An 18,141-nucleotide genomic window follows, 5' to 3' on the forward strand; every position below is an offset into this window, starting at 1 on the left:
CCTAGTAGGTCCTTGAAATGTACCTACTAGGTTTATTGCCGTCAACACCTATGTGGTCCATTATTCACATCATGACGACACAGCAGACCGACCCTCAGTACAAACTGCGCATGCCAGCGGAGTTGCGGGACTCTCTCAAAGAAGCCTCGAAAGCGAATAACCGATCTATGAACGCGGAAATCGTTGCGCGTCTTCAGCAGAGCTTCGAGGTAGAGCATCGCGAGGCTATGTACGATGATGTGCCGCCCAAGCTGATGCTGAAGTTATTGGAAGGCTTCCGTTATCAGCTGATGGAGCAAATCAAGGATGGCACTGCCGAACCAGGCTTCCCTCACCTGGACCCTGGCTATGTGGAGATAAAAACGGGCCCGGATGAGGATGACTCCGGCTCTAAGTCTTAGGGAAAAGCCCATCCCGCACATAGCAAAGCGCCGCCCATCTGGGCGGCGCTTTTGTTTGGGCTCGTGCCTGAGGCTGTCATTGCCGGTAGGCTGGCCGGTGCCGACCTTAACCAGGAGTAAGCGCGATGCGTGTCAGATGCCCACACTGCGATGAAGGACTCAAGACCCAGCCGGAGAAGCTAGACCCGGCTCCGATCGATGAGGCGACGACGGTGCTCGCACAGTGTGCCAACCCGTTCTGTGGCTGGGGTGGACATCTGAAGGTCTCGTTGGAGCGGGTCACGAAGTCCAGCCGTTTGGAAGCCGCCACGGAAGCTACCGACGTCTAGAAACGCGAGCGCCCCGCCGACGACAGCCGGCGAGGCGCTATCTTGTTCACACGATTGATGTGGTCAATGGCTTGGTCGCGACTCGGGCTCGCCAGCGGCCCTGATGATGGAGAGGGTTACACGTGGAAGCCGCGGTGTGTACCGTCAGGCATCTCTACATCCAGGCGGACTTTCCCACCAATGGCCTCAACGTAACGCTTGAGGGAGCTCAACCGGAGATCCTGACCACTTTTCTCCATACCTGCAATGGTCGGCTGTTTGACGCCTAGAGCCTCAGCCATATCCGCTTGCGTCATTTCGACCAACTGGCGAATTTCCGATAGGCGGAGTTCTAGGAGCATTGCATCAGCTTTCGCCTTGGCGCGATTGACGAGCTCCGGATTCTCGTTGGCGACGAGTTGGTTCAGTGTACGAGCCATAGTTTTCACCTCACTTCAGTGACTCCAGGTGGGCAGCGTACTCCCGGTCTGCCACTGGGATCATGTCATCATAGAAACGCTTATTGCCGCTCTTGTTCCCGGCGCAGAGCAGTACACCTGTCCGCTGAGGATCGAAGGCGAAGAAGGCCCTTAGAGGCTGGCCCTGGCTCTGAATCCTCAGCTCCTTCATGTTGCGATATTGCGAGCCGTTCACAGTGTCAGCGTGAGGACGAGGCAACATCGGCCCTCTTTCCTGCAGCATCAAGAGCGCTGCAAGTACGTTCTCCCGGTTGATGTCGTCCAGTGAGAAGTACCACTCTTCAAACGTCTCGGTCTGCTCTATCGGCCACATTGCTTCACCCTTCACTTATAGGATTAAGGCTATATAGGTTAAATCCTATTGTCAAGCCGACGCGGCCTCTGCCCAGATTCCGGCGTGCCAGCTGTTCGAGAGGTTTTGTGGTGAAGGCTACCAGCGACGTTTAGAACAACCGTGCAGGCGCTGCCCGAGACTCGGAGGGAAAGTGGATCAAGCCATTTTCTGTGTGTCGTTGCTACGGATTCGCTACAGAATGTCTGAAAGTCCCGCCGTTTAGGGCTTTAGGTCCAATCCATCATCGGGGCCACGGAAAATCGGCGGGCCCGCGCTAGCGAGTCTTGCGCTGATTTTTCAATCATGTATGGCCTCCAAGAAAAAGGATGTACAGAACGGTAGCGGGTGCAGTGGCCGCGTATTGTACGCCATACAGGGCGATCGACAATATCAGGGAGTTTGAGAGGACGGTTCCACTGGCATGTGGTGCTGGAGGCGTCTTTTACACTCTGAAACTTTAAAGTGGCATTGTTTAATCCAGATCAGTTTAACTACTGAAATTCTTCTGCCATGGTGAAGATGTCCGCCATGGAAAGGTGGAGAGCAAGGAAGACAGGTAAAAAGGACGCCTAAAGAAGCACGGAAAGCATAGAGTACGAACAGGAAGTTCGTGACAACTGCAAGGAAATGCAGATTTGTGCGAAAGCCCGGCCGGTATCGGTCGGGCTTTTTTGTGTCAGGGTGATTGGTTGCGTTGATCTCTGAGCTCACGTTGCGAGTCTTCCAGACGGCGCCGAGAGCGCTTGAGTTGACGCTCTTGCCGCTGGCGCTCGTCGAAACGTTCATCGCGATGTTCGCTGCGGTTCAGTGACTGGCGACGCTCGATCGTGGTGGCGCGGTCGCTGCTGACGTCACGTTGCAATTGATTGCGTTGTCGACTTTCGTTGAGTGAGTCGCGCTGACCAACGTCATCAGCCAGCACCGGCCATGCCAGGGCAAACAGTGTCACCAGCAGAATGGCTTTCATCATGATGCCTCCCGTTGATGAGGTCTGCACAGTATGGACCAAGACGTACTCCATGGTATCCCTGAGACGGTCGGAAAAGCCTGCCGGTGGGTGTCAATCGCTGTCGTTACGCTGTTTCCAGCGAGCTTGAAGGCGCCCCGCGATTCGAAAAGGGAATGGCTGGTTTGGGTCGACGGTCGTGCTATGCGAAGGGTCGACGATGCGCAACGTTTCCGGCTCCGGCTGGCTCAGGTATTGGATCATGAGCGCATGGCGCCATTCGAGCAGGTAAAGACCTTCCTGCTGGAAGCTTGAGGTGGGCCGAATGGCGGCGATATCGCCTTCCTCGAGATAGGCGAATGTCTCACCTGCGCCTGGTGTTACTAGGTGACATCCCCGCACGAGGGCGTCGATGGCGGTGCCCGAGGCGGGGAGAGGGGCGGCGAGCGTGTGAGCTTCCCACGGCACCGGGGGCATGGTGTGTAGTGCCAAGAGGCGTGCATTGCCGAGCACGTCCTCGGTGATACGTTGAGAGGCCGTGGGTGTTGCGACGGCAGTGCTATCTTCGAGTAGCCGTTCAAGCGGACAATGCAGCGCATCGGCCAGCGCGATGAGTCGCTCGTGTCCGACTTGTTTTATCGTGCCGGATTCCCAATAGGAAATCGTGACATCCGATACGCCGACACGTCTGGCTAAGGCGGCCTTGCTCAAGCCGGCGTCTATCCTTAGCTGCTTGATCCGGGGTCCCAGTGCGTCCATGTAGACATCTCGCCATGAGGTGAACGCGTTAGCATAGCCAGCCAATGCCAAAGTATGTTTCGGGTTGGGGGTTATGAACTGCACGCAGTGCGTATGCCCTATCTGGATTGCAGTGTAGGGAGGGAGAGAATGAGGAAGAAAAGAGCGCCGGCCGTCCCGGAGAACAGCCTAATGGCGCAAAGAAAAGCTCGTTTCACTGAAGACACCACACGGCGCAGGAAAGCCGAAGCCGTCGAGCACCGTTAGCGTGCGCGTGGCAACTTCGCTAGAAAAAGCCACGCATGTCGGGAGCGATACATCGCTTGCCCGAGCGCACCCAGTATAGGCAGTCGGCCTTTGCGTAATAAGAGGGTACAATCGAAAACTAGTGTTTCCGATTTGGAAACTAGTATGTCGGAGTATCTTCAACATGACGACACTGGATGCATTGCGTGTCTTCGTCGAGGTCGTTCGTGCGGGCAGTTTTACCGCAGCGGCACGGCGTCTGAGTATTTCCAAGTCGTTGGCTTCCAAGCGCGTGGCTGCACTCGAGGATGAGTTGAGCGTCAGTCTATTAAATCGCTCGACGCGTTCACTGCGCCTCACGGAAGCCGGACAGATCTATTACGAGCATGGGCTGCGGGTCATCGAAGAGTTGCAGACGGCGGAGGCGCAGGTACAGTCGGTGACGTCGCAACCTCGAGGGCAACTCAAGGTCAGTGCCCAAGTGAGCTTCGGCTTCATGTACTTGGCGGCGCCGACCACGGCCTTCATGCGTCGCTATCCCGAGATGTCGGTGGAAATCCTGCTCGAGGATCAGCGCTTCGAGCCCATCGATGAGTCGGTGGATCTGGCCATTCGCATGGGGCCGATGCCGCCGTCGAGTCTGGTGTCGCGTCCACTGTGCAAAGTGGTCTATGGCTTGTATGCCGCGCCGGATTATCTGGCCCGCGTTGGGCGGCCGCTGCACCCCAAGGACATCGCCGAGTTCGATACAGTGTTCTACGGCAATTACGATCTCGGCGCTCACTGGCGCTTTTCGCTCAATGGACAGCCGCTGGATATCGAGCCTAACTCTCGTCTGGTGATCAATAATCTGCTGGGCGTGGTCGAAGCGGCCAAGGCGGGATTCGGCTTGGCCTATCTGCCGACATTCGCGGCGCGTGCGGCGGTGGAGGAGGGGCAGCTGACACCCCTCTTGCAGCCGTATTGGAACGAGCATGGCAGCATGTTGGTGTTGTTTCGCTCGCGCAAATATCTGCCCGACAAGACCCGGGCTTACCTGGATTTCATCACGGAGTGGTTTCGCGAGCACCTGGCCTTGTGAAGAACGTGCTGGACGAGTGCCATAGGGCCTATCCGATGCGTTTGTCTCGGCGGTACTGATGCCGGGTAGGTGCATGCGTATAATGATGCCATCGTCAGTCACCAATGATCGGGAACTTCATGACCGTACGTACACGTATCGCGCCGTCGCCGACCGGCGATCCTCATGTCGGCACGGCCTATATAGCGCTGTTCAACCTATGCTTCGCGCGTCAGCATGGCGGGCAGTTCATCCTCCGCATCGAGGATACGGACCGAGTGCGCTCGACGGCCGAGTCGGAGCAGATGATCCTCGACTCCCTGCGCTGGCTGGGACTCGAGTGGGATGAAGGTCCCGATATCGGCGGTCCTCATGGTCCGTATCGGCAGAGCGAGCGTGGCGATATCTATGCGCAATATGCACAGCAATTGCTCGACGCCGGGCATGCTTTCAAGTGCTATCGGACCAGCGAAGAGCTCGATGAACTGCGTGAGACGCGTAAGGCGGCGGGGCTGCACCTGGCGCTCAAGCCCGCCGATCTGGCGCTTGCCGACGAGGAAGTAGCGCGTCGCGAGCGTGAGCAATGGCCTTATGTAGTGCGCATGAAAGTGCCGGGCGAGGGCAGTTGCATCGTCAGCGACATGCTGCGGGGTGAGATCGAAGTCGACTGGGCGCAGGTCGATGCCCAGATCCTGCTCAAATCCGACGGTATGCCGACCTATCACTTGGCCAATGTCGTCGACGACCATCTGATGGGCATCACGCATGTCATGCGCGGTGAGGAGTGGATTAACTCGGCGCCCAAGCACAAGCTGCTGTATGAGTACTTCGATTGGCCGATGCCGACGCTGTGCCATATGCCATTGCTGCGCAATCCAGATAAGTCGAAGCTATCCAAGCGCAAGAACCCGACCTCGATCAATTATTATCGGCACATGGGCTTTTTGCCTCAGGCGGTGACCAACTATCTGGGCCGCATGGGTTGGTCGATGCCCGATGACCGCGAGAAGTTCACCCTCGAGGAAATGATGGAGAACTTCGATATTCAGCGCGTGTCGCTGGGCGGCCCGGTGTTCGATCTGGAGAAGCTCACTTGGCTCAACGGCGTCTATATCCGCGAGGATCTGGACGATGCCGCCTTGCTGGAAGCCCTGAGAGAGTGGGCCTTCAACGAGGAATACGTTAACCAGATCTTGCCGCAGGTACGTCCGCGAATCTCGACGCTCTCCGATGTCATGCCGCTGGCCGGGCATTTCTTTTCGGGGGTACCGCCGCTCGAGGCGTCCAGTTTCGAAGGCATTAAGCTCGAGCATGAGGACCTGCTCAAACTTCTGCAGTTTTTGACCTGGCGTCTGGAGGGCGTCCCCCGTTGGCACAAGGATGTCTTGCTCGACGAGGTCAAGTTCCTGGCCGAGGCGTTCAATATGAAGATGAAAGCGTTCTTGGCGCCGGTCTTCATCGCCGTCACGGGTAGTGCGACTTCCACCTCGGTGCTGGATGCCATGGCGATTCTCGGTTCGGACATGACACGGGCGCGCCTGCGTCATGCCACCCAGGTGCTGGGGGGCATTTCCAAGAAGCAGGCCAAGCGCTTCGAAAAAGAATATCGGGAGCTGTAAGCTCGAAGAGCGATGCTGCGCGCCTGGAAGAAGGGAGGACGTTGCTACGCAGCTTGAAGGGGGAAGAACAACCCAGATACTGCCTTCTTCCTTCTTCCTTCTTCCTTATCGAAAGATATTGACGAAGCCAGGGGGAATCAGTATTCTACGCACCGTCTTGAGGCGCGGGGCCTTAGCTCAGATGGGAGAGCGCAACACTGGCAGTGTTGAGGTCAGCGGTTCGATCCCGCTAGGCTCCACCAAGCATCAAGACAATGCGTCCCATTCGTCTAGTGGTCCAGGACACCGCCCTTTCACGGCGGTAACAGGGGTTCAAACCCCCTATGGGACGCCACCTTTTTTCTTGCCCGCAGTAGTGGCGATATCGAGACGCGAAAGCGTCTTTTTTTGTCTCTGCTTCCCGTTCGTGATTAGACGTTTTTATACGTTTTTCCCCTTGACACCTCTGTGACCTTGTCCACTGCCGTGCAGTCTTTGCCTTCGTGTTGTGCATAACACCGGCGAAGGCCCGTCATGTTGCGCGTTTTTGAAAAAAATGCCGTTTTTCAACTACTTATAATAGGTCAAAAATTAATCGATTTGAGCGTAACCGCCTTGTCATGGTGTTTCTGGCGAACTACCTAAAGGTTTTGAACAGGTTTATCCACAGAAAGTGTGGAAAACGCTCAGAGGCGTCAGAACAGAAGAGCAAGGCGGTGGGAGCGAGGGGTTCTAGGGGGCGAGAACCCGGGAGTCAAACGCAACGGACCGCCTAGAAGGCGGTCCGTGATGTTTGCATGCAGTAAACCTGGCTAGGAGCTTCTCAGCCGGTTTTAGGCTAGCAAGTTACTTGGCGGGGTAGTCCCGCTGGGAATGGCCGATATAGAGCTGACGCGGGCGGCTGATGCGATAGCTACCGCTGATCATCTCGTTCCAGTGAGACGTCCAGCCAATAGTCCGGGCCATAGCGAAGATGACGGTAAACATGTTGGTCGGAATGCCAATCGCCTTGAGGATGATGCCGGAATAGAAGTCGACGTTCGGGTAGAGCTTGCGCTCGATGAAGTAGTCGTCTTCCAATGCGATCTGCTCGAGCCGCTTGGCGATCTTGAGCTGCGGGTCGTCGGCCATGCCGAGTTCGCCCAGCACCTCGTCGCAGGTTTCCTTCATGACCTTGGCGCGCGGGTCGAAATTGCGATAGACGCGGTGGCCAAAGCCCATCAGCTTGAATGGATCATCCTTATCCTTGGCGCGGTCGATGAAGCGTTGGATGTTCTCTTCGGACTCATCACCGATCTCGTCGAGCATGTTGAGTACGGCTTCGTTGGCGCCACCATGGGCCGGGCCCCATAGCGCAGCGATGCCGGCACTGATGCAAGCAAAGGGGTTGGCGCCCGTTGAGCCCGCCAGACGCACCGTGGAGGTGGAGGCGTTCTGTTCATGGTCGGCGTGGAGCATGAAGATCCGGTCCATGGCCTTGGCGAAAACCGGATTGACCTCGTAGCTTTCACACGGATTGCCGAACATCATGTAGAGGAAGTTTTCCGCGTAATCGAGATCATTGCGCGGATAATTGAATGGCTGTCCGATATTATACTTGTAGCACATCGCAGCCAGGGTCGGCATCTTGGCGATCAGGCGAATTGCACTGACGCGGCGCTCTTCTTCCTTGGTGATGTCCAGATTGTCATGGTAGAAAGCGGCTAGGCCACCGACGACGCCGCACAGGATCGCCATCGGGTGGGCGTCGCGGCGGAAGCCCTTGAAGAAATTGACGAGTTGTTCGTGGACCATGGTGTGATTTCTCACGGTGGCCGCGAAGTCGTCGTATTGCGCCTTGCTGGGGAGCTCGCCGAACAACAGCAGATAACAGAGCTCGACGTAATTGGAATGTTCGGCCAGTTGGCCGATGGGGTAGCCGCGGTGCAGAAGAACACCCGCAGCACCATCGATATAGGTGATGCCTGATTCGCAGGAGGCGGTGGCGACGAAGCCTGGGTCGTATGTGAACAGACCTTCGCTGGTCAGGCCGCGGACGTCGATCACATCAGGCCCGACGGTGCCGGAGTAGACAGGGAACTCGATCGTCTTGTCCAACCCTTCTACCGTCAACTGCGCTTTCCTGTCAGCCATTATGGCCTCCTCTTTTACCTAAGTCTTTGTCTTGCTTGCCATGCCAGCGAAAATAATGCGCCTACTATAGAACCACGCGGTGGATTGTCAATTGGGCCTAGGGCGCCTGTGACCATGGCGCCGCCGCGCATCTCGTGTCCCGGCGTGGCGATAGGTGGCGATAGAATAAGGGGGCGAGCAAGGTTCCTACCCGGAAGTGCCACCCTATTTGACGCGTCCATGGGGATGGCTGCAAGAGCTATCTCATTTGTCATGACATCGCCCGGTCCTTATAATCTTATCCCGCGCGACTGGCAGGAGCATGGCTTGGTCATGTAAGCCCTCGACCAAGGCCTCCCCCTCAAACCACCGCCCGCACCGGGTACAGCCCTAGCCGCTGGCGGGCCAAGAGAGTGTGATGAGCCGTGAATAGCAAAAGACCCGTAAATTTAGACCTGACGACGATAAAATTTCCACTTCCCGCACTGACCTCCATTGCCCACCGCATTACCGGTGTCATCCTCTTCGTGGGATTGATCTTCGGTTTCTGGGCCCTCGACGCGTCACTGTCGTCTCCCGAAGGATTCGAAGCAGTGCGTGACACCCTCGCCAACAACGTACTCGCCAAACTGATCGCCTGGGGACTGCTCTCGGCGCTTGGCTTCCACTTCGTGGCCGGCATCAAACACCTGCTGATGGATGCAGGTATTGGCGTGGATCTCGAGGGCGGACATCGCAAGGCGCAGATCACGGTCGTGATCAGTGCCATCTTGGTGGTTCTGGCAGGAGTCTGGGTATGGTAACCAACATCACGAACCTCGGTCGTAGTGGCCTGTCCGATTGGCTGATCCAGCGAGTCTCGGCCATTATTCTAGCGGTCTATGCCGTGTTCATGGTCCTGTATCTACTGTTCCATCCGGGGCTCGATTACGCCACGTGGAGCGGCCTCTTCTCGCAGACTTGGATGCGCATCTTCTCCCTGCTGGCCTTTATTTCCATCGCGGCGCACGCATGGGTCGGTTTGTGGACGGTGTCCACCGACTATCTCAAGCAGGCGGGTGCACGCTTTGCATTTCAAGCGGTCGTCATGCTGGCCATCTTCGTTTTTCTGGTGTGGGGCGTTCAAGTCCTTTGGGGAGCCTAATCCATGTCCAATATGCGTAGCCTGACATTCGACGCAATCATCATCGGTGGCGGTGGCTCCGGCCTGCGTACCGCGCTCGAGCTGGCCAAGTCTGGCAAGAAGACCGCGGTGCTTTCCAAGGTCTTTCCAACGCGCTCGCACACCGTTTCCGCCCAAGGCGGTATTACCTGCGCCATCGCTTCCGCTGATCCCAACGACGATTGGCGCTGGCACATGTACGACACCGTCAAAGGCGGTGACTATATCGCCGACCAGGACGCCGCTGAGTATTTGTGTTCCGAAGGCCCCAAGGCGGTCTTCGAGCTGGAACATATGGGACTGCCGTTCTCGCGTTTCGATAACGGCCGCATCTATCAGCGCCCTTTCGGTGGCCAGTCCAAGGACTTCGGTAAGGGCGGCCAGGCCGCGCGCACATGCGCTGCTGCTGACCGTACCGGCCATGCGCTGCTACATACGCTGTATCAGAACAACCTGAAAAATAACACCGTATTCCTGAATGAATGGTACGCGGTGGATCTGGTCAAGAATGCTGATGGCGATGTCGTGGGCTGTATCGCCATGTGCATCGAGACCGGCGAAATCGTGCATATCAAGTCTAAGGCGACGGTGTTGGCGACCGGCGGCTCGGGCCGCATCTACGCGTCCACGACCAACGCGCTGATCAATACCGGTGATGGTATCGGCATGGCGCTTCGTGCTGGCTTCCCCATGCAGGACATGGAGATGTGGCAGTTCCACCCCACCGGTATTTACGGGGCAGGGGTCTTGGTCACCGAAGGCTGTCGTGGCGAGGGTGGCTACCTGATCAACAAGGACGGCGAGCGTTTCATGGAGCGTTATGCGCCGAACGCCAAGGATTTGGCCGGCCGCGATGTCGTGGCTCGCGCCATGGTCATGGAGATCCTCGAAGGGCGCGGTTGTGGCGAAAATGGTGATCACGTCATGCTTAAGCTTGATCATCTGGGTGAAGAGGTCCTGGGTAAGCGTCTGCCGGGCATCGTCGAACTCTCCAAGACATTCGCCCATGTCGATCCCGCCCAAGACCCGATACCGGTCGTGCCGACGTGCCATTATATGATGGGCGGCGTGCCGACCAACGTCCACGGCCAGGCGATCATGCAGGACGCCGATGGTAACGATCAGATCGTCAACGGACTGTTCGCCTGTGGCGAAGCGGCATGTGTATCCGTACACGGCGCCAACCGCCTGGGCGGCAATTCACTGCTCGACTTGGTGGTCTTCGGACGTGCCGCTGGCATGTTCATCGAACAAGCGCTCAATGAAGGGATCGATTACCTCGAGGCGGCTCAGTCCGATATCGATAGCGCTATGGCCCGTCTCAACCGTTGGGATGAATCGAGCGGCGGCGAAGCAATTCCTGAGCTGCGTGCCGAGCTGCAGGAGGTCATGCAGAACGAGTTCGGCGTCTTTCGTCAGGAAGACACCATGCAGGAGGGCGTAAAGAAACTGGCCGACCTCCGCGAGCGCATCGGTAACGCGCATCTGGCCGATAAATCCAATGCCTTCAATACCGCGCGTGTCGAAGCGTTGGAGCTCGACAATCTGCTCGAGGTAGCGGAAGCCACGGCAATCTCCGCTTTGGATCGCAAGGAAAGCCGCGGCGCACATTCGCGCTACGACTATCCGGATCGCGACGACGCCAATTGGCTCAAGCACTCCATGTACTTCCCGGTCGAGAAGCGGCTGGGGCAGCGTGACGTGAACTTTGCGCCGAAGACCGTCGAGACCTTCGAGCCGAAAATCCGCACCTACTAAGGGGTTGTCCAAGATGTCTACGCTTCAGATATCCATTTATCGCTACAACCCGGAAACCGATTCCGTGCCCTACATGCAGGAGTTCCAGCTGGATACGCAGGGCCGCGACATCATGGTTCTCAATGCGCTTGAAATGATCAAGCAGCAGGACAGCTCCATGGCGTACCGGCGTAGCTGCCGCGAAGGGGTTTGCGGTTCCGATGGTATGAACATGAACGGCAAAAATGGCTTGGCTTGCGTCACGCCTTTGTCCGAGGTAGTCAAGGACAATAAACTGGTGCTGCGCCCGCTGCCCGGTTTGCCGGTTATCCGCGACTTGGTGGTCGATATGGGGGTGTTCTACAAGCAGTACGAGAGCATCCAGCCCTATCTGCAGAACGATACCACCGAGCCGACGATGGAGCGGTTGCAGTCGCCGGAAGAACGCGAAAAGCTCGATGGGTTGTACGAGTGCATCCTATGTGCCTGCTGCTCTACGGCCTGCCCCTCCTTCTGGTGGAATCCGGACAAGTTCGTGGGGCCGGCTGGCTTGCTGCAGGCTTATCGCTTCCTCGCCGATTCGCGCGATACCGCCACGAGCGAGCGTTTGGCACGGCTCGAAGATCCGTTCAGTCTGTTCCGGTGCCGTGGCATCATGAATTGCGTGGCGGTGTGCCCTAAAGGGCTCAATCCGACGCGAGCGATTGGCAAGATTCGTGAGATGTTACTGTCTAATGCCACTTAAATCGCGCCGCGTGGCTTGTTATCATTGGCAACAAGCCTCTTCCTGCGACATGGCGTCGCAGGAGGCCGGTCCTGCGACCGCCGTTAGCCGGTGCCCTGCGCACCGGCTTTTGACGATAAGTGGACCCTAGCGTCGCGTGTGACGCCAACCTGCACCCGCAGGTCCCAAGTGACGCCGGCACGTCCGGGCGTGCCAGCGCCAAGAACACCCATCAGTGCATAGGGTGACCAAGAGATGCAAGAAGGCATAATGGAGTTGATGTGGCGCACTTCCCATGTCAGCGGCGGTAACGCCCACTACGTGGAAGCGCTCTACGAGCAATACCTCGTCGAGCCCTCTGAGGTTCCCGACGAATGGCGTAACTATTTCGATCAGTTACCTCGTCCGGAAGGCGCCCCCACTCATGACGTTCCTCTCAGTCCGATTCGAGATCAGTTCTATCAGTTGGCACAAAACCGTCGTGGCAAACCCGCCGCCGGTGTCGCCGACAGCAGCGAGAACAAGAAGCAGGTCAAGGTTCTCCAGCTGATCAACGCATACCGCTTCCGCGGCCATCAGCGTGCCGATATCGACCCGCTGGGGCTTCGCAGCCCGACCCCGATCCCTGATCTGGATCTTTCCTTCCATCAGCTGACCGACGCTGACATGGAGACGTCCTTCCAGACTGGCTCGCTGTTCCTGGGCAAGGATCAGGCGCCGCTCAAGGAAATCGTCGACGTCCTTGAGAAGACGTATTGCCGCAGCATTGGCTGCGAGTTCATGCATATCGTCAACACCGACGAGAAGCGTTGGTTACAGCAACGCTTCGAATCGGTGCGTTCCAAGCCGGACTACAGCGTCGATGTGCGCAAGCACATCCTCGAACGTTTGACGGCGGCGGAAGGATTGGAAAACTATCTCGCGTCCAAGTATCCAGGCACCAAGCGCTTCGGTCTGGAAGGCGGCGAGACCTTCATCCCGATGGTCGACGAAATCATCCAGCGCACTGGCAATTATGGCACCAAGGAAGTCGTCATCGGCATGGCGCACCGGGGCCGCCTCAACCTGCTGGTCAACTTGTTGGGTAAGAGCCCGTCGGAACTGATCGATGAGTTCGATGGCAAGAAAGTCATCCAACAAGGCTCAGGGGATGTGAAGTACCACCAAGGCTTCAGTTCCAACGTCATGACTGAAGGTGGCGAAGTTCACCTGGCATTGGCATTCAATCCCTCGCACCTCGAGATCGTCTCGCCGGTAGTTGAAGGCTCCGTGCGCGCTCGTCAGGATCGTCGCGAAGACGGTGAGGGCGCCAAGGTGTTACCGGTGGTGGTGCATGGCGATGCCGCCTTTGCCGGCCAGGGCGTGGTCATGGAGACATTCCAGATGTCTCAAACTCGCGGCTACAAGACCGGCGGTACCGTGCATATCGTCATCAATAACCAGGTCGGTTTCACCACATCACGGCCCGATGACGCACGCTCCACTGAGTACTGCACCGATATCGCCAAGATGGTCCAGGCGCCGATCTTCCATGTGAACGGCGATGACCCCGAGGCGGTGGTGCATGCCACTCAGGTAGCCGTCGATTATCGTTACCAGTTCAACAAGGACGTGGTGATTGATCTCGTCTGCTACCGCAAGCGCGGTCACAACGAGGCCGACGAGCCTTCCGGGACTCAGCCGCTGATGTACCAGAAGATCAAGTCGCACAAGAGTTCGCGTGAGCTCTACGTGGCGCGCTTGGTACAAGAAGGTATGATCAGCGACGACGACGCGGCCGCCATGGTCGAGAAGTATCGCGATGATCTGGTGGCTGGCAATCACGTCGCCAATGCGCTGGTCAAGAAGCCTAACACCGAGCTATTCGTCGACTGGACGCCCTACCTTGGGCACACCTGGACTGGCGACGCCGATACGTCGATCGACATGGCGCGTATGCAGGCACTTGCCTCCAAGATGTGCGAAGTCCCCGACGATGTTCAGGTACAGCGCCAGGTGGCCAAGATCTATGAGGATCGCCGCAAGATGGCCGCTGGTGATCTTGCCATCAACTGGGGCTTCGGCGAGACGCTGGCGTATGCCACCTTGCTGGATGAAGGTCACCCGATTCGTCTGACGGGCCAAGATACAGGGCGCGGCACCTTCTCGCATCGTCATGCCGTCGTGCATAACCAGAAAGACGGTTCGACCTATGTACCGCTGGAGTACATCAAGGAAGATCAGCCGAATTTCACCATTCGCGACTCCCTCCTGTCCGAGGAAGCGGCGTTGGCGTTCGAATATGGGTATTCCACGACCGCGCCCAAGGCTTTGATCATTTGGGAAGCCCAGTTCGGTGACTTCACCAACGGGGCGCAGGTGGTGATCGACCAGTTCATCTCCTCTGGCGAGACGAAATGGGGACGGCTGTGTGGCCTCACCATGCTGTTACCGCATGGCTATGAAGGGCAGGGCCCCGAGCACTCCTCGGCGCGTCTTGAGCGCTTCTTGCAATTGTGTGCCGAGCACAATATGCAGGTCTGCATGCCGACCACGCCGGCCCAGATCTTCCACCTCCTGCGGCGTCAGGTGATTCGTCCGCTGCGCAAGCCGCTGGTGATCATGTCACCGAAGAGCCTGCTGCGTCACAAGGAAGCAACTTCGACGCTGGAAGATCTGTCCAACGGCCGCTTCGAAATGGTACTGCCGGATCAAGGCAAGCTCGACGCGGAGAGTGTCAAACGCGTGGTGTTGTGCTCGGGCAAGGTCTACTACGACCTGGCGAGCTACCGTGCCGAAAATGGCAGCAACGATGTTGCGATCGTGCGTTTGGAACAGGTTTACCCTTTCCCCAAGGAAGAGCTGTACGAGGTCTTCAAGACCTATCCGAACCTCGAACAGGTCGTTTGGTGTCAGGAAGAGCCGCTCAACCAGGGTGCCTGGTATCAAAGCCAGCATCATATGCGTCTGGTGGCCGATATGGTGCAGGAAGGCTTGGGGCGCGACCTGAAGTTCGCGGGGCGTCCGGCATCCGCTGCGCCGGCATCTGGATACATGTCCGTCCATGTTGAACAGCAGCGCCAGCTGGTGGAAGACGCTATTACTGGCTGAGGCGTTCCATCGGGATCGAGAGAAAACACTAAGGAAACGACATGGCTACTGAGATCAAAGCGCCGAATTTCCCGGAATCCGTTGCCGAGGGCACTATCGCCACTTGGCACAAGAAGGTCGGTGATAGCGTTGAACGTGATGAGCTGATTGTCGAGATCGAGACGGACAAGGTCGTTCTCGAAGTCGTGGCGCCTGACGCCGGCACCGTGACCGAAATCAAGGTGGAAGAAGGCGATACGTGCGACTCTGAGCAGGTGCTTGGGATGCTGGGCGCCGCGAGTGAAGGCGGCGGCGAAAAGCCCGCTGAAGGCTCTAAATCCGCTGAGGGCTCTAACAAAGAAGAGATCGGCGAGAAGCAGGACGCGCCAGCCGCCAAGTCTGACGATGCCAAGCCGGCAGCGTCCGGTAAGCAGCATGACGTCAAAGCGCCGAGCTTCCCGGAATCCGTTCAGGAAGGGACCGTGGCCACCTGGCACAAGCAGGTCGGTGAAGCGGTGAAGCGCGACGAGATCCTCGCGGACATCGAGACCGACAAGGTGGTGCTCGAAGTCGTCGCCCCGGCCGATGGCGCCCTCAGTGAGATCAAGGTGCAGGAAGGCGAGCAGGTCGAGTCCGAAGCGGTGCTAGCGTCGTTTGCCGAGGGCGCTGGCGGTGATACGGGGGGTGGCGAGACTGCTGCATCCGACGATACGGCGAGCGAGTCGAAAGACACTGGTGGCGGCGACGAAAAAGTCGGCGACAAGATCCTGGCTCCGGCGGCGCGTAAGCTGGTCGCCGAGCACGATCTGGACGCCAGCAAGATCGAAGGTACTGGCAAGGGCGGTCGCGTTCTGAAAGAAGACGTTCAGAAGGCCATCAAGGACGGTTCCGCCAAGAAGAGCGCCAAATCCGAGGGCGGCGACGTCAAGGCGGCTGCCGCGCCCGCGCCCGCTGTCGAGGGCGAGCGCCCCGAGCAGCGTGTTCCGATGAGCCGTCTGCGTCAGACCATCGCCAAGCGTCTGGTGCAGGCGCAGCAGACCGCCGCCATGCTGACCACCTACAATGAGGTGGACATGAGCGCGGTGATGAACCTGCGCAGTCAGTACAAGGAAACCTTCCTCAAAGCGCACGATACCAAGCTCGGTTTCATGGGCTTCTTCGTCAAGGCGTGCACCGAGGCCCTCAAGCGGTTCCCCGACGTGAACGCGTCGATCGACGGCAGCGATATCGTCTATCACGGCTATCAGGACATCGGTGTCGCCGTGTCCACGCCGCGTGGCCTGGTCGTGCCGGTGCTGCGTGATACCGACAGCATGAAGCTCGCCGATGTCGAGAAGAGCATCGTCGACTTCGGTAAGCGCGGTCGCGACGGCAAGCTCGGCATTGAAGATATGCAGGGCGGCACCTTCACCATCACCAACGGCGGTATCTTCGGGTCGCTGCTGTCGACACCGATTATCAATCCGCCGCAGACCGCGATCCTGGGTATGCACAAGATCCAGGAGCGTCCGATGGCCGTCGACGGCAAGGTTGAGATTCGTCCGATGATGTATCTCGCCATCTCCTATGATCACCGCATGATTGACGGCAAGGACGCGGTGCAATTCCTGGTCACGATCAAGGAACTGCTCGAGGATCCCGCACGCTTCTTGCTCGACGTGTGATGGTTGTCGCCGAACAATGCGTTGCGACTAATTAACTGAATTCGAACAGGATGATTTCATGGCCGATAAATTCGATGTGATCGTTATTGGTGCCGGGCCTGGCGGGTACGTGGCGGCCATTCGCGCTGCTCAAATGGGCCTGAAGGCCGCGTGCGTCGAGAAGTGGGTCAACAAGGAAGGCAAGACCGTCCACGGCGGTACCTGCTTGAACGTGGGCTGCATTCCCTCGAAGGCCTTGCTGGAAACCTCTCACAAGTTTGTCGAAGCCCGCGATCATTACGCGGAGATCGGCATCGATGTGGGCGAGCCGACTCCCAACATTGCCAAGATGCAGGAGTTCAAGGAAGGCGTCATCGCCAAGAACGTGGGCGGCATCAGCGCGCTATTCAAGGCCAATGGCGTCACAGCGCTGGAAGGCGCCGGTAAAGTCGTCTCCGACAAGCAGGTCGAAGTTACCGGTCAAGATGGCGAGACGACCACCTACGATGCCGAGAACATCGTGATTGCTTCCGGCTCCGTGCCGGTCGATATCCCACCGACGCCTTTGACTGAGGGCTTGATCGTCGATTCCAGCGGCGCGCTCGAGTTCAACGAAGTACCCAAGCGCCTCGGTGTGATCGGTGCCGGTGTCATCGGCCTCGAATTGGGCAGTGTCTGGAATCGCCTGGGCAGTGAAGTCACGGTCCTCGAGGCGATGGACACCTTCCTGCCAATGGTTGACAAGGACATTGCCAAGGAAGGCCAGAAGCTGTTCAAGAAGCAGGGCATGGACATCAAGATGGGGGCTCGCGTGACGGGCTCCGAGATCAAGGACAAAGAAGTCGTGGTCAAGTATTCCGACGCCAACGGCGAGCAGGAACAGACCTTCGACAAGCTGATCGTGTGTGTGGGACGTCGTCCCTACACCGAGGGCCTCCTTAGCGATGATGTCGGCATCAAGCTCGATGAGCGCGGTTTCGTGTTCGTCGATGATCAATGTCGCACTAACGTATCGGGTGTCTACGCCATCGGCGACGTGGTGCGTGGCCCGATGCTGGCGCACAAGGCTTCCGAAGAAGGCGTAATGGTGGCCGACATCATCGCTGGCCACAAAGCCGAGATGAACTATGACGCTATCCCCAGCGTGATCTATACCGCGCCGGAAGTCGCCTGGGTCGGCATGAACGAGCAGGACGCGAAAGAGGCCGGTATAGAGGTCAAGACCGGCTCCTTCCCATTCTCTGCCAACGGACGTGCGCTGGCCAATAATGCATCAGAAGGTATGGCCAAGGTCATTGCCGATGCCGAGACCGACCGCATCCTGGGGCTGCACATCATCAGTCAGCATGCCGGGGAGCTCATAGCGCAAGGCGTCATCGCCATGGAATTTGGCTCCAGTGCCGAAGACCTGGCCCTGACTTGCTATGCGCATCCGAGCACCTCGGAAGCCGTGCACGAAGCGGCGTTGGCGGTGGATGGCCATGCCATTCACATGGCCAACCGCAAGAAGCGTAAATAAGCGCTTCAACGAGCGTTTCAGTGTAGAGACGCGTCGCTCCCGCCGAGGCGGGAGCGAACAGGGGT

At 58.0% G+C, this 18,141-nt stretch carries 16 protein-coding genes and 2 tRNA genes; 13 read left to right on the forward strand and 5 right to left on the reverse strand.

Features of this window, described 5'->3' with window-relative positions:
• Positions 1-17: 17 nt before the first annotated feature.
• Together LUN51_RS13125 and LUN51_RS13130 are read left to right on the forward strand one after the other, a co-directional pair.
• Positions 18-401: an Arc family DNA-binding protein gene (locus LUN51_RS13125; protein WP_277811626.1), complete on the forward strand. Its 384-nt coding sequence runs from the start codon at positions 18-20 to the stop codon at positions 399-401.
• 125 nt (positions 402-526) lie between these two features.
• Positions 527-730: a hypothetical protein gene (locus tag LUN51_RS13130; RefSeq protein ID WP_277811627.1), complete on the forward strand. Its 204-nt coding sequence runs from the start codon at positions 527-529 to the stop codon at positions 728-730.
• Positions 731-846: 116 nt separating this feature from the next.
• On the opposite strand, the gene LUN51_RS13135 is transcribed toward LUN51_RS13130, so the two are convergent.
• The 4 genes from LUN51_RS13135 to LUN51_RS13150 form a co-directional block, all read right to left on the reverse strand.
• The gene (locus LUN51_RS13135; protein WP_246920768.1) at positions 847-1,149 is read right to left on the reverse strand and encodes a helix-turn-helix domain-containing protein; all 303 of its coding nucleotides are present in this window, start codon (positions 1,147-1,149) and stop codon (positions 847-849) included.
• Positions 1,150-1,159: 10 nt separating this feature from the next.
• Positions 1,160-1,501: a type II toxin-antitoxin system RelE/ParE family toxin gene (locus LUN51_RS13140; RefSeq protein ID WP_246920771.1), complete on the reverse strand. Its 342-nt coding sequence runs from the start codon at positions 1,499-1,501 to the stop codon at positions 1,160-1,162.
• A 697-nt stretch (positions 1,502-2,198) separates the two neighbouring features.
• Positions 2,199-2,492 carry a hypothetical protein gene (locus LUN51_RS13145; RefSeq protein WP_277811628.1) on the reverse strand — a complete coding sequence of 98 codons (294 nt, stop codon included), beginning with the start codon at positions 2,490-2,492 and terminating at the stop codon, positions 2,199-2,201.
• A 90-nt stretch (positions 2,493-2,582) separates the two neighbouring features.
• Positions 2,583-3,227: a helix-turn-helix domain-containing protein gene (locus tag LUN51_RS13150; RefSeq protein ID WP_277811629.1), complete on the reverse strand. Its 645-nt coding sequence runs from the start codon at positions 3,225-3,227 to the stop codon at positions 2,583-2,585.
• A gap of 409 nt (positions 3,228-3,636) precedes the next feature.
• Here LUN51_RS13150 and LUN51_RS13155 point away from each other — a divergent pair, with 409 nt between their 5' ends.
• From LUN51_RS13155 to LUN51_RS13170, 4 genes are all read left to right on the forward strand, one after another.
• A complete protein-coding gene (locus LUN51_RS13155) occupies positions 3,637-4,533 on the forward strand; it encodes a LysR family transcriptional regulator (RefSeq protein ID WP_075369618.1) in 897 nt (298 codons plus the stop codon).
• 119 nt (positions 4,534-4,652) lie between these two features.
• Positions 4,653-6,131, forward strand: a complete 1,479-nt coding sequence (gltX, locus tag LUN51_RS13160) for a glutamate--tRNA ligase (RefSeq protein ID WP_277811630.1) — start codon at positions 4,653-4,655, stop codon at positions 6,129-6,131.
• A gap of 166 nt (positions 6,132-6,297) precedes the next feature.
• Positions 6,298-6,373: transfer RNA gene (locus LUN51_RS13165), tRNA-Ala, on the forward strand.
• 16 nt (positions 6,374-6,389) lie between these two features.
• A tRNA-Glu gene (locus LUN51_RS13170) sits at positions 6,390-6,465 on the forward strand.
• A gap of 491 nt (positions 6,466-6,956) precedes the next feature.
• On the opposite strand, the gene gltA is transcribed toward LUN51_RS13170, so the two are convergent.
• Entirely contained in the window at positions 6,957-8,243 is a 1,287-nt protein-coding gene (gene gltA / locus LUN51_RS13175; protein WP_277811631.1) for a citrate synthase, read from the reverse strand.
• A gap of 404 nt (positions 8,244-8,647) precedes the next feature.
• On the opposite strand from gltA, the gene sdhC reads away from it, so the two are divergent.
• From sdhC to lpdA, 7 genes are all read left to right on the forward strand, one after another.
• On the forward strand, positions 8,648-9,025 hold the full coding sequence (gene sdhC / locus LUN51_RS13180; RefSeq protein WP_097022418.1) for a succinate dehydrogenase, cytochrome b556 subunit: 378 nt from the start codon (positions 8,648-8,650) through the stop codon (positions 9,023-9,025).
• Positions 9,019-9,366 (forward strand): succinate dehydrogenase, hydrophobic membrane anchor protein, encoded by a 348-nt coding sequence (gene sdhD / locus LUN51_RS13185; protein ID WP_040244087.1) that lies wholly within the window; start codon positions 9,019-9,021, stop codon positions 9,364-9,366. The genes sdhC and sdhD overlap by 7 nt, the downstream gene beginning before the upstream one ends.
• A 3-nt stretch (positions 9,367-9,369) precedes the next feature.
• Complete coding sequence (gene sdhA, locus LUN51_RS13190; RefSeq protein WP_277811632.1) at positions 9,370-11,142, forward strand: succinate dehydrogenase flavoprotein subunit; 1,773 nt, start codon at positions 9,370-9,372, stop codon at positions 11,140-11,142.
• Between the two features lie 13 nt (positions 11,143-11,155).
• Positions 11,156-11,866: a succinate dehydrogenase iron-sulfur subunit gene (locus LUN51_RS13195; protein WP_277811633.1), complete on the forward strand. Its 711-nt coding sequence runs from the start codon at positions 11,156-11,158 to the stop codon at positions 11,864-11,866.
• A 234-nt stretch (positions 11,867-12,100) separates the two neighbouring features.
• Complete coding sequence (locus LUN51_RS13200) at positions 12,101-14,935, forward strand: 2-oxoglutarate dehydrogenase E1 component (RefSeq protein ID WP_277811634.1); 2,835 nt, start codon at positions 12,101-12,103, stop codon at positions 14,933-14,935.
• 41 nt (positions 14,936-14,976) lie between these two features.
• Positions 14,977-16,578 carry a 2-oxoglutarate dehydrogenase complex dihydrolipoyllysine-residue succinyltransferase gene (gene odhB, locus LUN51_RS13205; protein ID WP_277811635.1) on the forward strand — a complete coding sequence of 534 codons (1,602 nt, stop codon included), beginning with the start codon at positions 14,977-14,979 and terminating at the stop codon, positions 16,576-16,578.
• Positions 16,579-16,636: 58 nt separating this feature from the next.
• The gene (lpdA, locus tag LUN51_RS13210; RefSeq protein WP_277811636.1) at positions 16,637-18,076 is read left to right on the forward strand and encodes a dihydrolipoyl dehydrogenase; all 1,440 of its coding nucleotides are present in this window, start codon (positions 16,637-16,639) and stop codon (positions 18,074-18,076) included.
• Positions 18,077-18,141: the final 65 nt, after the last annotated feature.

Origin of the sequence: Chromohalobacter canadensis (assembly GCF_029544075.1) — a bacterium.
Taxonomy (GTDB): Bacteria; Pseudomonadota; Gammaproteobacteria; order Pseudomonadales; family Halomonadaceae; genus Chromohalobacter; species Chromohalobacter canadensis_A.